This is a genomic window from Thioclava electrotropha (assembly GCF_002085925.2).
GTDB classification, from domain to species: Bacteria; Pseudomonadota; Alphaproteobacteria; order Rhodobacterales; family Rhodobacteraceae; genus Thioclava; species Thioclava electrotropha.
The window spans coordinates 197808-216431 of record NZ_CP053562.1 but is presented as its reverse complement, the minus strand read 5'-3'; the positions used below and the strand labels follow the sequence as shown (position 1 = coordinate 216431).

Here is an 18624-nt window from a genome sequence, read left to right as displayed (position 1 = left end):
GCCGCAGAGTGCGGGCCAAATCAGGGAGGGTTACATGAGCCAATATCCGCATATCTTCACGCCGCTCGATCTGGGCCATGTGACGCTGCCGAACCGCGTGCTGATGGGCTCGATGCACACCAATCTCGAAGAGCGCGGCGACTGGAATGCGGTGGCCGAGTTCTATGCCGAGCGCGCACGCGGCGGTGTCGCGCTGATGGTTACCGGCGGCATGGCCCCCAATAACGAGGGCGGCGTCTTCCCCGGAGCGGCGGGCCTGTTCACCCCCGAGGATATCGCGCATCACCAGATCATCACCGACCGCGTCCACGAAGCGGGCGGCCGGATCGCGATGCAGATTCTTCATGCGGGGCGCTACGCCTATGGCCCCGATTGCGTGGCCCCGTCGGCTATCAAATCGCCGATCTCGCCTTTCCCGCCGAAAGAGCTCGACGAAGCCGGGATCGAGAAGCAGATCGCCGACATCGCTACTGCCGCCGCGCGCGCCCGCGAGGCGGGGTATGACGGCGTCGAGGTGATGGGCTCGGAGGGCTATTTCCTCAACCAGTTCCTTGTGCGCCACACCAACAAGCGCGAAGACGGTTGGGGCGGCTCGTTCGAGAACCGGATGCGCCTGCCCGTCGAAGTGGTCAAGCGCGTGCGCGAAGCGGTCGGCCCCGATTTCATCGTGATTTTCCGGATCTCGCTGATCGACCTGATCCCCGACGGCTCGACCTGGGAAGAGGTCGTCACGCTCGCCAAAGCCGTCGAGGCGGCAGGCGCCACGATGCTCAACACCGGTATCGGCTGGCACGAGGCGCGGGTGCCGACCATCGTGACGTCGGTGCCGCGCGCGGCCTTCACCTGGCTCACCGGGCGGCTCAAGCCCGAGGTCTCGATCCCGGTCATCACGTCCAATCGCATCAACACGCCTGAAGTCGCCGAAGAGGTGCTTGGCGACGGCTGCGCCGACATGGTGTCGATGGCGCGCCCCTTCCTCGCCGATGCGGATTTCGTGGTGAAGGCGCAAGAAGGCCGCGCCGCCGAGATCGCGCCCTGCATCGCCTGCAACCAGGCCTGTCTGGACCACACCTTCCAAGGCAAGGTCTCGAGCTGTCTCGTGAATCCGCGCGCCGCCCATGAGACCGAGATCGTCATCACCAAGACCGAGGCGCCGAAATCCATCGCCGTCGTCGGTGCGGGCCCGGCGGGCCTGTCTGCGGCGATCACCGCAGCCGAGCGCGGCCATGCCGTGACCCTGTTCGACCGCGCCTCGGAACTCGGCGGGCAGCTGACCATGGCGCGTGCGATCCCCGGCAAGGAGGAATTCCACGGGCTCACCGACTGGTTCAAGACCATGATCGAGAAGACCGGCGTGACGGTGAAGCTGGAGACCGAAGCGACGCCCGAATTGCTTGCGCCCTTCGACGAGATCATCATCGCGACCGGCGTGCAGCCGCGCGACCCGGAAATCCCGACCGAGGGCGGGCAGGTCGTGAGTTACATCGACATCCTGAAGGGCCGCGTCACCGCCGGCAAACGTGTCGCAGTGATCGGCGCGGGCGGCATCGGCTTCGATGTGGCCGAATTCCTGACCGTGACCGACAGCCCGACCCTCGATCTGGAAGAATGGAAGCGCGAATGGGGCGTCGGCGATCCGGCGCAGACCCCGGGCGGGCTGACCAAGCCCGAGCCCGAAGCCCCTGCCCGCGAGGTCACGCTGCTGCAGCGCAAGAAGGAGAAGCTCGGCCGCCGCCTCGGCAAAACCACGGGCTGGGTTCACCGCGCGGCGCTGCATATGAAGGACGTGAAAATGATCGGCGGCGTGAACTACGAGAAGATCACCGCCGAGGGGCTGCATGTCAGTTTCGGCGAGGCGCGCGAGACCCCGACGTTGATCGAGGCCGATACGGTCGTGCTCTGCGCAGGTCAGCTCTCGGACCGCTCGCTGGCCGATGCGCTGATCGCGGCGGGCCGTAGCCCGCATGTGATCGGCGGCGCGGATGTCGCAGCGGAACTCGACGCGAAACGCGCCATCGATCAGGGCACCCGGCTCGCCGCCGCGCTCTGATCACCTTTTCGGCTTGGAAGAAATATCCCGGGGGGCTCCCGCAGGGAGCGGGGGCAGCGCCCCCTCATCGTCCTCAGCTGGATCGCCACGCCCCGCCATCCGCGCCGAAGCGCATGGCCAGATCGGCGACCAGCGCCATATCGACCGCATCCAGCGGCCCCTCATGGCGCGGACGGAAACGCAGGCGGAAGGCAGGCAGTATCGTCGCGAGCGGCGCCTCGGGGTAGCCGATGCTCGAGGCCAGCGCGAGGAAACTCTCGGGATCGACCGCAGGCGCAGCAGTGCCGCGTTCAGGCCAGATCGCCAAGCCCTGCCGCGCGAGCCTTTGCCAGTCGAAACGCGGACCGGGGTCGATCTTGCGCTCGGGCGCGAAATCCGAATGGCCGATGACGTTTTCCGGCGCGATTGCCCAGCGGCGCATGATCTGCGGCAGCAACTCTTCCAGCGACGCCATCAGCGGCTCGGGGAACGGACGGTCGCCTTCATTGTCCAACTCGATCCCGATGGAGCGCGAATTCACATCGCCCAGACCCTGCCAGCTCCCCAAACCCGCATGCCAGGCGCGCATCTCCTCGGGCACGAGCTGCTCGACCGAACCGTCGCGACCGATCAGCCAATGCGCGGAGACCTCCGCCTCGGGGAGGCAGAGGCGGGTGCGTGCGGACTCGCAGGACCGCATCGCGGTGTAATGGATGACGATAATTTCCGGCACCGCCCCATCGCGGCGCGGGCCGTAATTGGGCGAGGGCCAGTCGGCGCTCACTGACGCGCTTGCTGGAACGGCGTCGGATCCCAACCGCAGGCGAACCCGTCGCCATCGGGATCGAGGTTCAGCCGGTCTTTCTGCGGACCGCCTGCCGAGAGGAAGGCGCGCTGCGCCTGATCGGCCGAGACGTATTTCGCGCAGGCGTTGCTCGACGAGGTCAGCTTGATGCCCGACCGCTTGTAGACGGAATCACCCGGCCGGTTCGACACCGACAGCGCATAGGCGGCGAGGTTCGGTCCCGAACTGTCCTGATTGCTGATCGTGTTCTGCGCGACGGGCGCAGTGGCGAGGCTGCTCGACGCGGTGGTGTCGAAGCCCGGGGAGCTGGCCGTGGCGCTCGACCCGGCAGTGCTGTTCGACGCGTCGGTCTGCTGCAGTGCGGCCATCGCATCGGCCCCGATCGCAGCGCCGCTATTGTCGCCGCCATTCGAGCTGGAGGCAGAGGTCGACGGGTCGTCGCCAATTGTGCCGCCTGCATCGATCGTCGGCGCGGAGAGCGCATTGGTCGTGCCCGGCGTGGCCGTGCCGGTCGCGTTCAGCGGTGCGCCGGGCGCGTCGGGGTTCGTCGAACCGTTGTCGGTCGGCAGGACGCTCTGCGCCGAAGGCGGCACGATGGGCTGGCCGCGCAGTTCGGCCTCGCGACGGGCTTCGGGGCCACTGTCGGGGATCGAAGAGATACAGCCCGAGAGAGCCAGAACGCCGCCGAGGATCGCGAGAGCCTGTTTCATGTTACCACCATTTCTCCGGTTTGGCCGAGAAGCCTGCGGCCTGTTCGAGGACATGGGCGTGGTTCAGCAGATCGCCCTCTTCCCAGGGCCGCCCGATGAGTTGCAGCCCCAGCGGAAGACCCTTGCTGTCCAGCCCGCACGGCACCGAAACGCCGGGAAGGCCCGCAAGGTTCACCGTCACGGTGAACACATCCTGCATATACATCTCGACCGGATCGGCGCCGTCCATCTCGCCCAGACCGAAAGCGGCCGACGGGGTGGCGGGCGTCAGGATCGAGTCGATGCCCTGCGCGAAGACCTGCTCGAAGTCGCGCTTGATCAACGCGCGGACCTTGCGGGCGCGGTTGTAATAGGCGTCGTAGAAGCCAGCCGACAGCACATAGGTGCCGATCATCACGCGACGCTGCACCTCGGGGCCGAAGCCTTCGGCGCGGGTCTTCTCGTACATGTCGACGATGCCCTCGCCCGCCGCGAGCTTGGCGCGGTGACCGTAGCGCACGCCATCATAGCGCGCGAGGTTCGACGAGGCTTCCGCCGGGGCCACAACGTAATAGGCGGGCAGCGCGTATTTCGTATGCGGCAGCGAGATATCGACGATCTCGGCGCCTGCATCTTTCATCATCGCGATGCCGTCGTCCCAGAGCTTCTGGATTTCGGCGGGCATGCCCTCGATGCGATATTCCTTCGGGATACCGATCTTCTTGCCGCGAATGTCGCCGGTCAGCGCCGCCTCGAAATCCGGGACCGGAATATCGGCGGAGGTCGAATCCTTCGGATCGTGCGAGCACATCGTGCCCAGCATGATCGCCGCGTCGCGCACCGATTTGGTCATCGGGCCCGCCTGATCGAGCGAGGAGGCAAAGGCCACCACGCCCCAGCGCGAGACGCGGCCATAGGTTGGCTTGATGCCGACGATGCCGGTGAAGGCGGCGGGCTGGCGGATCGAGCCGCCGGTATCGGTGCCGGTCGCGGCAAGGCACAGATCGGCAGCCACGGCGGCAGCGGAACCGCCCGAGGAGCCGCCCGGCGTCAGTTTCCGGTCGTCGATCTTCCACGGGTTCACGGCGGGACCGTAGCAGGCGGTCTCGTTCGACGAGCCCATCGCGAATTCGTCCATCGACAGCTTGCCGAGCATCACCGCGCCCGCATCCCACAGGTTCTGCGTGACGGTGGATTCGTATTCCGGCTTGAACCCGTCGAGGATGTTCGACGCGGCCTGCGTCGCCACGCCCTTGGTGGCGAAAAGATCCTTGATGCCCAGCGGGATACCGCACATCGCGGGCGCATCGCCCGACTTGATGCGGGCATCGGCGGCCTTGGCCTGCTCCAGCGCGATCTCGGGGGTCTTGTGCACATAGGCGTTCAGCGCGCCAGCACCCTCGATCTCGCTCAGGCAGGACTCGGTCAGTTCGACCGCGGTCACGTCGCCCTTCTTCAGCGCATCGCGCGCGTCGGCAATCGTCAGTTTGTTCAGGCTCATTCGACCACCTTCGGCACGGCAAAGAAGCCCTCACGGGCATCGGGGGCGTTCTTGAGGATTTTCTCGGGATAACCGCCATCGGTCACCTCGTCGACGCGGCGCTTGAGGCGCATCGGCGTCACGGAGGTCATCGGCTCGACGCCCTCGACGTCGACCTCGTTGAGCTGCTCCATGAAGGTCAGGATGCTGGAAAGCTCCTGCGCGAGCTCGGGCAGATGGTCTTCGGGCACCCGGATCCGGGCCAGATGCGCCACTTTGCGGGCGGTGTCGATATCAATGGACATGTGCTTCTCCGCTTGTCTTGGAAGGCGGTTTAGCCCGAGCCACTGGGGCTTTCAAGCGCCGCGCCCCGCATCAGCGGGCCCCTGCCCTGTCACACGCGAATTTGCGCGCTAATCTTGGAACCTGCACAGTGCTGATACGTCACCCTGTCACAATCGAAGTGCCTAACGGAGGAAACCCATATGAAAGTCATTTGGCTCGGCCATTCCGGCTTCCGCATCGAAACCGGCGATGCGGTGATCCTGCTCGACCCGTTCCTGACCGGCTCGCCGGTCTTTCCGGACGACAAGCGCAGCGAAGCGATCGAAGGCGCGACGCATCTGCTGCTGACCCATGGCCACGGCGATCACGCCTCCGATGCGGTGCCGATCGCGAAGGAACTGGGCATTCCGATCTACTGCATTCACGAATTGTCGATCATCCTTGGCGCCGAGGGGGCCGAAACCGTCGGCTTCGGCAAGGGCGGCACAGTCGATGTCGGCGGCGCGAAGGTCACGATGGTGAACGCGACCCATTCGGCCTCGATCGACTACAAGGGCGGCGACCCGGTCTATGCAGGCCAGCCGGCGGGCTTCATGATCGAAGCCGAAGGTCACACGATCTATGTCACCGGCGACACCGACATCATGGCCGACATGGAATGGATGGGCGAGCTGCACAATCCCGATATCGGCATCCTTGCCGCGGGGGGCCATTTCACGATGGACATGAAGCGCGCGGCCTGGGCGTCGAAGAAGTATTTCAACTTCAAGACCGTCATTCCCTGCCACTACAAGACCTTCGATGCGCTGGAGCAATCGGCCCAGCCGCTCATCGACGGCTTGCCCGGTGTGGATGTGATCGAACCCGAGATACTCAAAGCGATCGAGCTCTAAGCTGAAGCGCGCCGGGTCGCGGGCGGCATTGCTTGCAGCTTGCAGCCCGGCGCGCTAGCTTCTCGCCCGGATCGGGAGGCCGAATAGATGTCAGACTTATTGTCCTTCAAGGAGATGTGCGAGCGGTTCGACGTGACCCCGCGCACGCTGCGCTATTACGAGTATATCGAGCTTCTCAATCCCCAGAAGGAAGGCCGCTCACGCTATTACGGCCCGCGCGAGGTCGCGCGGATGACGTTGATCCTGCGCGGGCGTCGATTTGGCTTCTCGCTTGAGGAACTGCGCCAGTGGCTCATGATCTACGATCAGCAAGGCACCGAAGAGCAGAACCGCGTCTGGGTCGAACTTGCCGATCGGCAGCTTGACGTATTGACGCAGCAGCGTGAAGAATTGGACGCGGCTATCGACGACCTCCGACAATTGCGTGATCAGGTTCGGGACACACTTGATTCTTGACCCTGAAATGCATTCCTTAACGTCAGCGAGGTCGTGAGAGCGCCTTGTGAGCTTGACGATTATGGCGAGTTTCGAAGAAAGAAACTTGCTTTACCGTACGGTAAAAATTCCCTGACATTACGTCATTGGATTCGTGACGCCACGTTACGGTGACGCGAACGTAAAGAAGTCTTGTAATGTGGCTGCAGGCAGACGATTTGCCGCGTCGCATTACGCAAAGGAAACGCGAGGCAGAGAGTATGACCGACACAGTAATGACGATCCGCGAGATGTGCGACGCCTTCGAGGTGACCCCGCGCACCCTGCGGTTCTACGAAAGCAAGGAGTTGCTGTTTCCCATTCGCGAGGGACAGAAGCGGCTGTTTACGCGACGCGATCGCGCCCGGCTGAAACTGATCCTGCGCGGCAAACGTTTCGGGTTTTCGCTGGAGGATATCCGCCAGCTGCTGGACCTCTACGAGATGGGCGACAAGCAGAAGACGCAGCTGAACGAGACGATCAAGCTCGCACAGCAACGTCTGGAGGAAATGACGCGCCAACGCGAGGAACTGGGTCAGGCGATCGACGAACTGGCCGGTCAGATCGAGTGGGCGGAGAAGGAACTGGAGAAGGCGCGCCACGACGACGCGGCCTGATCCGCGAAGACGACTAAAGGGAGCGAACCATGTCGAGCTTTATCGCCAACACCAAGGACATGCAGTTTGTGCTGCATGAGCTGCTCAAAGTCTCGAATTCGGATGTGCCGGGTTACGAGGAAATGGACCGCGACTTCACCGAGGCCGTTCTGGATGCGGCCGGGAAGGTCTCGTCCGAGGTGCTGGCCCCGCTGAACGAGGTGGGCGACAAGGAAGGCTGCGTGCTCGAAAACGGCGTGGTCCGCACGCCCAAAGGGTTCGACAAGGCGTTCGAAGCGATGAAAGAGGGCGGCTGGACCGCGCTCGATTGCGATCCCGAGTTCGGCGGTCAGGGCATGCCCTATCTGCTCAACTGCGCGGTGGGCGAGATGTTCGTCTCGGCCAACATGGCCTTCAACATGTATCAGGGCCTGACTCACGGCGCCTATTCGGCGATCCACACGCATGGCACGGACGACCAGAAGCAGACCTATCTGCCGAAGATGGTCACCTGCGACTGGACCGGCACGATGAACCTGACGGAGCCCCATTGCGGCACCGATCTGGGCCTGATGCGCACCAAGGCCGAGCCGCAGGACGATGGCTCCTACGCGATCACCGGCACGAAGATCTTCATCTCGGCGGGCGATCACGACCTGTCGGACAACGTGATTCACCTCGTGCTGGCGAAAGCGCCGGGCGGTGGCGAAGGCACCAAGGGCGTGTCGCTCTTCATCGTGCCGAAATTCCTCGTCAACGAGGACGGCTCGCTGGGCGAGCGCAACTCGCTCTCGGTCGGCAAGCTCGAAGAGAAGATGGGCATCCACGGCAACGCCACCTGCGTCATGAACTATGACGGCGCGAAGGGCTGGCTGCTGGGCGATCTCCACAAGGGGATGCGCGCGATGTTCACGATGATGAACGAAGCGCGTCTCGGCGTGGGCCTGCAAGGCTACGCCGTGGCCGAGGCTGCCTATCAGGAAGCGGTGGCGTACGCGAAGGACCGCACGCAGGGTCGCGACGTGACCGGCGTGAAAGCGCCCGAGAAAGCCGCCGATCCGATCATCGTGCACCCGGACGTGCGCCGGATGCTGATGGATCAGAAGAGCTTCGTCGAGGGCGCCCGCGCCTTCACCTTCTGGGGCGCGCATCTGATCGACCGCTCCCATGCGCTCAACGACGCCGAGGCCGAAGGTCTGATCTCGCTGATGACCCCGGTCATCAAGGGTTTCCTGACCGACAAGGGCTTCGAGACCGCCGTCTCCGCGCAGCAGGTCTTCGGTGGCCACGGCTATACCGAGGACTGGCCGATGTCGCAGCATGTGCGCGACGCGCGCATCGCGATGATCTACGAGGGCGCGAACGGCATTCAGGCGCTCGACCTGGTGGGCCGCAAGCTCGCTCAGGACGGCGGCAAGCACGTCATGGCCTTCTTCGAGATGGTCAAAGCCGAGTGCAAATCGCATGACGATGACGAGCGGATGAAGCCCTTCACCGACGCGCTGAAGAATGCCTCCAAGCAGCTTCAGACCGCGGGCATGTTCTTCATGCAGAACGGCATGAAGAACCCGAACGCGGCGCTCTCGGGCAGCTATGACTTCATGCACCTGATGGGTCATGTCTGCCTTGGCCTGATGTGGACGCGGATGGCGAAAGCCGCCTTCACCGCGCTCGACAACGGCGCCTCGGACACCGCGTTCTACGAAGGCAAGATCGCGACGGGTCGCTACTACATGGCGCGTCAGCTCCCGGCCTGCGCGATGCACCTCGCGCGGATCGAGACTGGCGCGGACCCGGTCATGGCGCTCGCCGACGACCAGTTCTAAGGCGACCGGATCAAACGAAAATGAACGGCGGGCCTCGGCCCGCCGTTTCAATTTTCAATCACCGCCATGTCAGGCGAAGTGTAGGGCCGGACGATTGTTTTGCGGCCGTGCGGGTCTACCCTCGGAGTCTCCATCCAGAGACGATTCCCACCGAGTCCCGCCGTCATGTATCTCGATAATGCAGAAACCAACCGCCGTTACGACGCCGCTCTCGCAGAGCTGCGTGCGCGGGGCGTGTTCCGCTCGACCCGACCGCCAATGGGCGCGCGGGTGCTGCATTGGCTGGGCTTCGAGCCGCGCCCGATTCCCTATCTCGACTGGAAGCAGAACCTGCTGATCTTCGCCGCCGGTTTCGCGGTTGCGCAGCTTCTGGTGGACCACCTGCTGAGCGCGACCGAGGGCATGTCCTTCGCGCCGCATCTGGTGACGCTGGTGATCTCGGCGCTCGCCTTCGGGGCGCTGATGACGCTGTGGCAGATCCACCGCAAGAACAAGCTCGGGCTGAGCGATTGGGACGACCTCTAGGGGCGGCCTTGAGGCTCGGAGCCAGAGCACCAGCGGTCTGGCCAGCGCGCAGGTTTCTTCCTAAGCTGCGCGCAACCTGATGCGCCTTTTCGCGCCACATTGCCCCGGAGCCTGAATGCCCAAACGCCTGCGCCTGACCCGTCGCTTTCCCGTCGCCATGACCAATGACGCCTATCGCAGACTCAACCGCTTCGCGCAGGAGGCGGATATCACGCCCGACGAGGCACTGACCTTCCTGTTCGAGCATTTCAACTCCGTCACCCACGAGGAAAATCTCAACCACCGCCTGCGGCTGTTCAAGGCCGAGCTTGGCGAGCGCAAAGCCTGATTTCGAAAGGACATCCATGACCCGCCTGTCTCTCGTTTTCGCTGTCGCGTCCCTTGCCCTCTCGGCCCTGCCCGCGTTTGCCTTCGACGCCGCCGACCGCAACGCGGTGACACAGGAAGTCGCGGGCTTCACCAAGGCAGTGGATGCGAAAGATTACTCGGTCTTCTTCGACACGGTGCCGCCGAAGATGATGCAGGCGATCGCGGATCAGACGGGTGTTCCGAAAGAGCAGCTCGAAGACATCATGCGCAAGCAGATCAACGACGCGATGGCCTCGGTGACGATCGACGATTTCGAGATGAACATCGCCGCGATGAAGACGGGAGAGACGTCTTCGGGCCGGGCCTATGCGCAGATCCCGACCTCGACGGTGATGGAGGTGCCCGATATGGGCAAGGTGCGCTCGACCAATACCACGCTGGCGCTGCAAGACGGCGAGGAATGGTATCTCGTGCGCATCGACAGCCCGGCGCAGATCGCGGTTCTGCGCAAGGTCTACCCCGATTTCGAAGGCATCGAGTTTCCCAAAGGCACGATGGAAGCGGTACGCTAACCGCGCCGCGGCCCTCGCTTTTTCCGCGCTTTCCGTTCACGTCCGTTCACCTCTCGCGACGGAACGTCGCCCTCTCCCTCGCGTTGGACGCGACGTCGTGCTGGAATGACGTTGCGGCGAAATGCTCATGAGGGGCTTACGTTCGCGTCACTTAGGGGTCAGATTGGCCCCGTGATCAGGGAGGACCGCAGCGAATGGCGGCACAACTTTATTGCTTCGGAGAGTCTGGCAACGCCTACAAGGCGGCGCTGACGATGGAACTGGCGGGCTACGACTGGGAGCCTGTTTATGTCGATTTCTTCAACGGCGAGGCGCGCAGCGCCGAATATCACGCGCTGAACGAAATGGCCGAAGCACCCGTCTTCAAAGAGGGCGATCTGACCCTGTCGCAATCCTGCGTCATCCAGCTTCATATCGCGGAGCAAACCGGCAAATTCCTCGCCGAGGATCGCAACGAGATGCTGCGCTGGATGTTCTGGGACGCGCAAAAGGGCTCGGGCCAGCAAGGCGGCCTGCGTTTCCTGATGAACTTCCTGCCCGAAGAGAAGCGTCCGCAAGAGGCGATCGGCTGGCTCAAGGGCCGCGTGCTCACCGCGATCAAGACGCTCGAGCGGCATATGGACGGTCGCGACTGGGTCGTCGGCGACCAGCCCAGCTTGGCCGATTTCGCCTGCTGCGGCTACCTCTACTACCCCGAGCCCTTCGGGTTCGACCGCAAGGAATTCCCCAATATCGACCGTTGGCTGGATGGCATCGCCGCCCTGCCCGGTTGGAAACACCCCTATGATTTGATGCCCGGCAATCCTTCCGACCGGGCGTGAGGAGGAACCATGACGGAAGCCTATATCTATGACGCAGCCCGCACCCCGCGGGGCAAGGGCCGCAAGGACGGCTCGTTGCACGAGGTCAGCTCGGTCGCGCTGTCGGCGCGGCTGCTGAACGCGGTGGCGGAGCGTAACAACCTCGAAGGCCACGCGGTCGAGGACGTGATCTGGGGCAACGCGACCCAGGTGATGGAGCAGGGCGGCTGCCTTGCGCGCTCGGCGGTGCTTCTGTCGGATCTCGACGAGCGCATTCCCGGCCTGTCGATCAACCGCTTCTGCGCGTCGGGCATGGAAGCCGTGAACCTCGCCGCCAACCAGGTCCGCGGCGGCGCGGGCATGGGCTATATCGCAGGCGGCGTCGAAATGATGGGCCGCGTCGCGATGGGCTCGGACGGTGCAGCAATCGCCGTGGACCCGTCGCTCGCGATGAAGACCTATTTCGTCCCGCAGGGCATCTCGGCCGATATCATCGCCACCGAATACGGCTTTAGCCGCGAAGACGTCGACGCGCTCGGCGTGGAATCGCAGCGCCGTGCAGCCGAGGCGATCAAGGAAAACCGTTTCGCGAAATCGATCGTGCCGGTGAAGGACCAGAACGGTCTGACCATCCTCGACCACGACGAATTCCCGCGGGCGGGCACCACGATGGAAAGCCTCGGCGGCCTCAAGCCCTCCTTCAAGGAGATGGGCGAGGTGATGCCGGGCTTCGACAAGGTCGCGATGCTGAAATACCCGCATCTCGATCACATCAACCACGTCCACCACGCGGGCAACTCCTCGGGTATCGTGGACGGTGCCGCCGCCGTGCTGATCGGCAACAAGGAATTCGGTGAGGCGCATGGCCTCAAGCCCCGCGCGCGCATCCGTGCCACCGCGAAGATCGGCACCGATCCGACGATCATGCTGACCGGCCCGGTTCCGGTGACCGAGAAGATCCTTGCCGACTCGGGCATGTCGATCTCCGACATCGACCTCTTCGAAGTGAACGAGGCATTTGCTGCGGTCGTGCTGCGCTTCATGCAGGCCTTCCAGGTCGATGCCGACAAGGTCAACGTCAATGGCGGCGCGATCGCGCTTGGCCACCCGCTCGGCGCCACCGGCGCGATCATCATCGGCACGCTGCTGGACGAGCTGGAACGCCGCGACCTGAACACCGGTCTGGCCACGCTTTGCGTCGCGTCCGGCATGGGCGCCGCGACCATCATCGAGCGCGTGTGAGGGAGGAACAAATGGCTGATTTCAAATACGAACTTGGCAGCGATGGCGTTGCCGTCATCACTTGGGACGTGCCCGAGAAGTCGATGAACGTGATGAGCATGGAGGGCTTCGCGCTTCTCGACAGCTTCATCGACAAGGCGCTGGCGGATGACAAATGCAAAGGCGTCGTCATCACCTCCGGCAAGCCCGATTTCGCGGGCGGCATGGACCTCAACGTTATCGCGGAGATGCGCGAAGGCGGCGCGCAGGCGATCTTCGACGGCGTGATGCAGATGCACCATGTCCTGCGCAAGATCGAGCGCGCGGGCATGGATCCGAAGACCAACAAGGGCGGCAAGCCGATCGCGACCGCGATCCCCGGCACAGCGCTCGGCATCGGTCTGGAACTGCCGCTGTCGACGCACCGCACCTTTGTCGCGGACAATCCGAAGGCCAAGATCGGCCTGCCCGAGATCATGGTCGGCATCTTCCCCGGCGGCGGCGGCACCACCCGCGTCTCGCGCAAGCTCGGCGCGATGGCGGCGGCGCCCTTCCTGCTGGAAGGCAAGCTCTCGGACCCCAAGAAGGCGAAAGCCGCGGGCCTGATCGACGAGGTCGTCGAAGATCCTCTGGCCGCCGCGAAGGAATGGGTGCTGAACGCCAAAGACGCCGATCTGGTCAAACCGTGGGACGCGAAGGGCTTCAAGATGCCCGGCGGCGCGCCCTATCACCCGGCGGGCTTCATGACCTTCGTCGGTGCCTCCGCGATGGTGCATGGCAAGACCGCAGGCGTCTATCCGGCGGCCAAGGCGCTCTTGTCGGCAGTCTATGAAGGCGCGCTCGTGCCCTTCGATCAGGCGATCAAGATCGAGGCGCGCTGGTTCACCAACGTGCTGCTGAACCCGTCGTCGACCTCGATGATCCGCTCGCTCTTCATCAACAAGGGCGCGCTGGAGAAAGGCGCGAACCGCCCCGACGTGTCCGATCAGAAGGTGAAGAAGGTCGGCATCCTCGGCGCTGGCATGATGGGCGCAGGCATTGCCTATGTCTCGGCCAAGGCCGGTATCGAGGTCGTGCTGATCGACAACAGCCAGGAGGCCGCCGATCGCGGGAAATCCTATTCCGAGGGCATCCTCGACAAGGGCATCTCGCGCAAGAAGGTCACCGAGGAAGGCAAGGCGAAGACGCTCGGCCTGATCAACGCGACCACGGATTACGCCGCCCTTGAGGGTTGCGACCTGATCGTGGAAGCCGTGTTCGAAGATCCGGGCGTCAAAGCCGAGGTCACCAAGAAGGCCGAAGCCGTCATCCCGCAGGACGCGATCTTCGCCACCAACACCTCGACCCTGCCGATCACCGAACTGGCCAAGGCCAGCGCGCGCCCCGAGCAGTTCATCGGCATCCACTTCTTCTCGCCCGTCGACAAGATGATGCTGGTGGAGATCATCAAGGGTGCGCAGACCGGCCCGGTGGCCGTGGCGAAAGCGCTCGATTTCGTGCGCCAGATCCGCAAGACGCCGATCGTGGTCAACGACGCGCGCTTCTTCTACGCCAACCGCTGCATCATTCCTTACATCAACGAGGGGATTCGCATGGTGGCCGAAGGCGTTAACCCGACGCTGGTGGAACATGCGGCCACGATGGTCGGCATGCCGCTTGGCCCGCTGCAGCTGGTGGACGAGACCTCGATCGACCTCGGCGTGAAGATCGCCAAGGCCACCAAGGCGGCGATGGGCGATGCCTATCCCGATGAGGCGGTCGATGACGTGCTGTTCTGGATGGCCGACGAGGGCCGGATGGGCCGCAAGTCCAACGCGGGCTTCTACGACTATGACGAGAAGGGCAAACGTCAGGGCCTCTGGGAAGGTCTCGACGCCAAGTTCCCGCGCGCCGACGAGCAGCCCGACGTGCATCACGTGCAGCATCGCCTGCTGATGGCGCAGGTGCTGGAAGCGGTCCGTGCCTTCGAGCAGGGCGTGCTGGAAGACATCCGCGAGGGTGACGTGGGCGCGATCCTCGGCTGGGGCTTCGCCCCGTGGTCGGGTGGCCCGTTCAGCTGGCTCGACATTCTCGGCGCCGGCAAGGCCGTCACGATCTGCGAGGCGCTCACCGCACAATACGGCCCGCGCTTCGAGGCCCCGGCTCTGCTGCGCGACATCGCAGCCTCGGGCGAGACCTTCTACGGTCGCTACGGCGAAGGTCAGGCCGCGAAAGCCGCCTGATCCCACAGCGCCAGAGAAACCAGAACGCCGGGACCGAAAGGCCCCGGCGTTTTTCTATGGCCGGGAGGCACTTCAACGCCCGCCTCCCACCTGTCTCCAAGACAAAGGAAAACGCCGCACCCTGGTCATGGGTGCGGCGTTCGGCCTGTCAGTTGATCAGGAGGGAATCAGGCCGGGCTATCACTCTGCCGCGTAAGCGTGCGCGGTCAGATCTTCGTCGATGAGCCCTGCAACGATCGAGCGTGCCATTTCAAGCGACAGCGTCTCGTAGTTCGGGCCTGCATCATCGTCGAAGAGTGCTTCAAGCCGGTGGCTGTTGACCGAACCGCAATGGACCATGCCAGAACCATTTGCGTAGACGATCTCCTCCTCCTCAAACTCCAGCACGATCACGTCGATCGGACGGTGGGGTGTAATCCGATCGATCCCACGATAGCCTTCAAGAGCAGAGGCAGGGATTACGGCGAAGGGGTCACCGTAAATTGCCTCAGCCATGTCGCTTTCCACCATCATGTTCTGTTCAGGCAAAAGCAGCATCGGGGTTTTGTTGCCCAACGCGCCGACCGGCACGGCGAGCGGCTTGCGATGGTCCGGGCAACGCCCGTGACCGAGCCAGAGTTGAGTTCGCTTGACGTCCACGACGGGACGCAGGCCACTGTCGAAGGTCATGACCATGTCGCGAACCGCAATTGCTTCCACCGGGCGCCAGCCCATAGCGGTCGCGATTCGCGTTCCGGCAACGATCCCCGAAGCAGCCCCGTTATCGAGCACTCGCCCGGAGGTTGCGCCCGCCAGAGCGGAATCAAAGGCGCAATCGTCGTTCCAAGTCGTCGTTGCACTGCGGGTCATGTCGGTCTTCCTTCTGAAAGTCGGCGAGGCCATTTCTTCGTCCTACCTAGATCAATTGATTCCTGGGGAGTTTCCGGGGCCGAAAGGTGACCGAAATGTGGCAAACCTATACTTTCGGACAGTAAGTTGCTCACGGACCCGTGATTGACCTATCTTTTTGGATAGGGGTTCGCGCGTTTGACCTATCTTTTTGGATAGGGGTGCGCTCACAGACCCGTGAGAATCGCCCAAATTGCGTCGCAAATTGCAATTGCGCGAAAATTTAGAATCGGTAACCGAACCGCGCGATGTCCTCGGCACAGAGTTTCGAAACCACTTCAGCATCGAAATCTGAAAAATACCCGCGCCAGTTGCGCTTCCGCTCGGAGATGTTGCATCTCGCGAGGGGAGTCACGGAAAACCCGAGATGTGACGCGAGAGGTGCGGCATCGGCCTCTACATCTTCGAGGCGAATATAGAGGTCACAAATCTCCTCCCCGTCCGGCAGCCGCATGTAGCTGCCATAGGGGGCCGCCGCGAGGGATGCCTGCGTGTGCGGATGGTTAAGGAAGTCCGAAAAGCTGAGCGACTTTGCTAACGCCACGGCGGGATGCGCCATCCGCTGCTCGCGCAACCAATGGTAGTAGCTGACGACCCGGTCCCACGGGTTCCGCACCAGCGTGAAGGTGAAATAGCTGCGTGCCTCATCTTCGCTATAGAGGCCCAGCCCGTCGCTCAGCGTGGAATGCTTCCAAAGCCGCCCCCGGGTCTCGCGTCCCTCCAGCCTGCGTTTGCGCCGCCGCGCCTTGGGCGTATCGCCGATCAGCAGGTCATCCGCCATCGCGCGGTTCTCCAGCGCGAGCGTCAGCGCCGTGCCACCCGTCTTCGGGATATGAACGAAGATGTAGCGGCGGCCATGCGAAACGATCATGCGCGCGACACTAGCTGTGACGAAAGATGACGCAAACCCTCTTTCCTTTCGCGCGATGCCGCCTGAAGATGCCCGGACAATTTACGTGGAGGATTTCATGGGCTGGCTTGCAGACGAGACGGGTCTGGAGAAATGCGCGGCGAATTACGCACCGCTTACACCTTTGTCGCATCTCAACCGCGCGCTGGAGGTCTTCCCCGAGCGACCGGCGGTGATCTACGGCAGCCGCTCTTATAATTACGTCGATTACCACGCGCGCGTGAGTCAGCTGGCCTCCGCCCTCAAGGCGCGCGGCGTGAAACCCGGCGACGTGGTGGCGACGATCCTGCCCAACACCCTGCCCCAGATCGAGGCGCATTTCGGCGTGCCCGCCTGCGGCGCGGTCCTCAATGCGATCAACACACGGCTCGATGTCGATACCGTCGCCTATATCTTCGAACATGGCGGTGCGAAGATCGTGCTCTGTGACGTGGCCTTCCTGCCGGTGGCCGAAGAAGCCGTGAAGAAGATGAAGGGCCCCGCGCCGCAGATCATCGAAGTGGCCGACCCCGAGCACGGCTTCGAGCCGACCGGGCACTACCTCGAATACGAGGCGCTGGTGGCCGAGGGCGATCCGATGTTCGACTGGATCATGCCCGAGGACGAATGGGAGAGCATCGCGCTCAATTACACCTCCGGCACGACCGGCAAGCCCAAGGGGGTCGTCTATCATCACCGGGGCGCCTATCTCTCGACTCAGGCGAATGCGATCTCGTGGCGCATGCAGCTCTATCCAGTTCTGCTGACCATCGTGCCGCTGTTCCATTGCAACTCGTGGACACATAGCTGGATGATCCCGATGATGGGCGGCACGGTCGTCGGCTGCCGGGACGTAACTGCGAAGAATATCTATGACGCGATCGCCGATCATGGCGTGACGCATTTCGGCGGCGCGCCGATCGTGCTGAACACGATCATCAACGCCAAGGACGAACATCGCCGCGCCTTCGATCATGTGGTGGAGGTCTTCACCGCCGGTGCGCCCCCGCCCGCCTCGACGCTGGCCGCGATCGAGCCTCTGGGCTTCAACGTCACGCAGGTCTACGGGCTGACCGAAACCTATGGCCCGGCGGTGGAATGCACCTGGAAGCCCTCCTGGGAGGGAACCGAGGGCGAGGCGCGCGCCGATCTTAAGGCGCGCACCGGGGTCTCGATGCCGATGCTCGAGAAGGTCACCGTCTACGATCAGGGCAAGGAGGTCGCGCGCGACGCCCAGCATCTGGGCGAGATCGTCTTCCGAGGCAACATGGTCATGAAGGGCTATTTCAAGAACCCGCAGGCGACGCGCGAAGCCTTCGAGGGTGGCGTGTTCCACTCGGGCGACATCGCCTTCATGCATCCCGACGGCTACATCAAGATCACCGACCGCGCGAAGGACATCATCATTTCGGGCGGCGAGAACGTCTCCTCGGTCGAGGTGGAGGGCGTGATCTGCGCCCATCCGGCGGTCTCGCTCGCCTCGGTCGTGGCGAAGCCGGACGAGACCTGGGGCGAGGTGCCCTGCGCCTTTGTCGAGCTGAAGGAGGGCAAGGAGGCAACGGAGGAGGAGCTGATCAAGTTCTGCCGCGCACGGCTCGCGGGCTTCAAGACGCCCAAGCGCGTGGTGTTCTCGGAACTGCCGAAAACCTCGACCGGAAAGATCCAGAAATTCGAGCTGCGGGCGGTCGCCAAACTGCTCGACGCGTAGGTCTGCTTACTACGCGCGCGCGCCCGCGCGCGAGGGACGCGCGTGAAATGCTCAGCTTTCGCTCTCGGCGCAATGCTGGCGGAAGGCGCGCGACAGCATGTCCAGCTCGGCGCGCAGCAGGTCGATCTCGGCGCGCAGATCGCCCGCCAGCGGCGCGCCTGCGACCAGCGAGAAGCGGTCGATCACCTCGCCATCCGCCTTACGGCAGACGAGGAAGGTCAGCACCCCCTCGCTCAGCAACTCCGCCGGGATCGGCTGCACGATGCGCCAGTCGCCGGGCGCGCCGCTGACCGACAGCCCCTCGAGCACCTCGCCCTGATGACGCACCTCCAGATCGGGCGCCTCTTTCTCATGGCTCACCGCTTCCCAGCGCCCTGCCTTGATCCGCGTGCTGTCCAGCATCCTCGCCTCCG

19 protein-coding genes are annotated in these 18624 nt (G+C 63.8%); 12 read left to right on the top strand and 7 right to left on the bottom strand.

The window, feature by feature from the left end:
- Nucleotides 1–34: 34 nt before the first annotated feature.
- Nucleotides 35–2050 carry an NADPH-dependent 2,4-dienoyl-CoA reductase gene (locus AKL02_RS01080; RefSeq protein ID WP_083076273.1) on the top strand — a complete coding sequence of 672 codons (2016 nt, stop codon included), beginning with the start codon at nt 35–37 and terminating at the stop codon, nt 2048–2050.
- Between the two features lie 73 nt (nt 2051–2123).
- Here the strand turns inward: AKL02_RS01080 and AKL02_RS01075 are convergent, their stop codons facing one another.
- Genes AKL02_RS01075 through gatC form a run of 4 tightly spaced genes read right to left on the bottom strand, consistent with a single transcriptional unit; the run spans nt 2124 to nt 5308 of the window.
- Nucleotides 2124–2813, bottom strand: coding sequence for an N-acetylmuramoyl-L-alanine amidase (locus AKL02_RS01075; RefSeq protein WP_232621688.1), 690 nt, complete (start codon nt 2811–2813; stop codon nt 2124–2126).
- Complete coding sequence (locus AKL02_RS01070; protein WP_083076277.1) at nt 2810–3544, bottom strand: hypothetical protein; 735 nt, start codon at nt 3542–3544, stop codon at nt 2810–2812. Before AKL02_RS01070 ends, AKL02_RS01075 begins: the two co-directional genes overlap by 4 nt.
- A gap of 1 nt (nt 3545) precedes the next feature.
- On the bottom strand, nt 3546–5024 hold the full coding sequence (gene gatA, locus AKL02_RS01065) for an Asp-tRNA(Asn)/Glu-tRNA(Gln) amidotransferase subunit GatA (protein WP_083076279.1): 1479 nt from the start codon (nt 5022–5024) through the stop codon (nt 3546–3548).
- Nucleotides 5021–5308, bottom strand: a complete 288-nt coding sequence (gene gatC / locus AKL02_RS01060) for an Asp-tRNA(Asn)/Glu-tRNA(Gln) amidotransferase subunit GatC (protein ID WP_075775378.1) — start codon at nt 5306–5308, stop codon at nt 5021–5023. The genes gatA and gatC overlap by 4 nt, the downstream gene beginning before the upstream one ends.
- A gap of 180 nt (nt 5309–5488) precedes the next feature.
- Between gatC and AKL02_RS01055 the strand changes: the two genes are divergently transcribed.
- From AKL02_RS01055 to AKL02_RS01010, 10 genes are all read left to right on the top strand, one after another.
- Nucleotides 5489–6181, top strand: a complete 693-nt coding sequence (locus AKL02_RS01055; protein WP_078606028.1) for a metal-dependent hydrolase — start codon at nt 5489–5491, stop codon at nt 6179–6181.
- 87 nt (nt 6182–6268) lie between these two features.
- Entirely contained in the window at nt 6269–6637 is a 369-nt protein-coding gene (locus AKL02_RS01050; protein ID WP_078522329.1) for a MerR family transcriptional regulator, read from the top strand.
- Between the two features lie 239 nt (nt 6638–6876).
- Nucleotides 6877–7272, top strand: coding sequence for a MerR family transcriptional regulator (locus AKL02_RS01045; protein WP_078522328.1), 396 nt, complete (start codon nt 6877–6879; stop codon nt 7270–7272).
- A gap of 29 nt (nt 7273–7301) precedes the next feature.
- Nucleotides 7302–9077 (top strand): acyl-CoA dehydrogenase C-terminal domain-containing protein, encoded by a 1776-nt coding sequence (locus AKL02_RS01040; RefSeq protein WP_083076281.1) that lies wholly within the window; start codon nt 7302–7304, stop codon nt 9075–9077.
- Nucleotides 9078–9242: 165 nt separating this feature from the next.
- Nucleotides 9243–9602 (top strand): DUF6404 family protein, encoded by a 360-nt coding sequence (locus tag AKL02_RS01035; protein ID WP_083076283.1) that lies wholly within the window; start codon nt 9243–9245, stop codon nt 9600–9602.
- Between the two features lie 115 nt (nt 9603–9717).
- Nucleotides 9718–9930 carry a hypothetical protein gene (locus tag AKL02_RS01030; protein WP_083076285.1) on the top strand — a complete coding sequence of 71 codons (213 nt, stop codon included), beginning with the start codon at nt 9718–9720 and terminating at the stop codon, nt 9928–9930.
- A 16-nt stretch (nt 9931–9946) separates the two neighbouring features.
- Nucleotides 9947–10483 (top strand): hypothetical protein, encoded by a 537-nt coding sequence (locus tag AKL02_RS01025; RefSeq protein WP_083076287.1) that lies wholly within the window; start codon nt 9947–9949, stop codon nt 10481–10483.
- Nucleotides 10484–10677: 194 nt separating this feature from the next.
- A complete protein-coding gene (locus tag AKL02_RS01020) occupies nt 10678–11304 on the top strand; it encodes a glutathione S-transferase family protein (RefSeq protein ID WP_083076289.1) in 627 nt (208 codons plus the stop codon).
- A gap of 9 nt (nt 11305–11313) precedes the next feature.
- The gene (locus AKL02_RS01015; protein ID WP_078522322.1) at nt 11314–12525 is read left to right on the top strand and encodes an acetyl-CoA C-acetyltransferase; all 1212 of its coding nucleotides are present in this window, start codon (nt 11314–11316) and stop codon (nt 12523–12525) included.
- Nucleotides 12526–12536: 11 nt separating this feature from the next.
- Entirely contained in the window at nt 12537–14726 is a 2190-nt protein-coding gene (locus tag AKL02_RS01010; RefSeq protein ID WP_083076293.1) for a 3-hydroxyacyl-CoA dehydrogenase NAD-binding domain-containing protein, read from the top strand.
- A 180-nt stretch (nt 14727–14906) separates the two neighbouring features.
- Here the strand turns inward: AKL02_RS01010 and AKL02_RS01005 are convergent, their stop codons facing one another.
- Together AKL02_RS01005 and AKL02_RS01000 are read right to left on the bottom strand one after the other, a co-directional pair.
- Nucleotides 14907–15575, bottom strand: a complete 669-nt coding sequence (locus AKL02_RS01005) for a Hint domain-containing protein (RefSeq protein ID WP_165756941.1) — start codon at nt 15573–15575, stop codon at nt 14907–14909.
- 262 nt (nt 15576–15837) lie between these two features.
- Nucleotides 15838–16485: a sulfotransferase family 2 domain-containing protein gene (locus AKL02_RS01000; protein WP_083076300.1), complete on the bottom strand. Its 648-nt coding sequence runs from the start codon at nt 16483–16485 to the stop codon at nt 15838–15840.
- Nucleotides 16486–16582: 97 nt separating this feature from the next.
- On the opposite strand from AKL02_RS01000, the gene AKL02_RS00995 reads away from it, so the two are divergent.
- Nucleotides 16583–18211, top strand: a complete 1629-nt coding sequence (locus AKL02_RS00995) for an AMP-binding protein (RefSeq protein WP_083076304.1) — start codon at nt 16583–16585, stop codon at nt 18209–18211.
- Between the two features lie 51 nt (nt 18212–18262).
- On the opposite strand, the gene AKL02_RS00990 is transcribed toward AKL02_RS00995, so the two are convergent.
- A complete protein-coding gene (locus AKL02_RS00990) occupies nt 18263–18613 on the bottom strand; it encodes a hypothetical protein (protein WP_078602275.1) in 351 nt (116 codons plus the stop codon).
- Between the last annotated feature and the right edge of the window lie 11 nt (nt 18614–18624).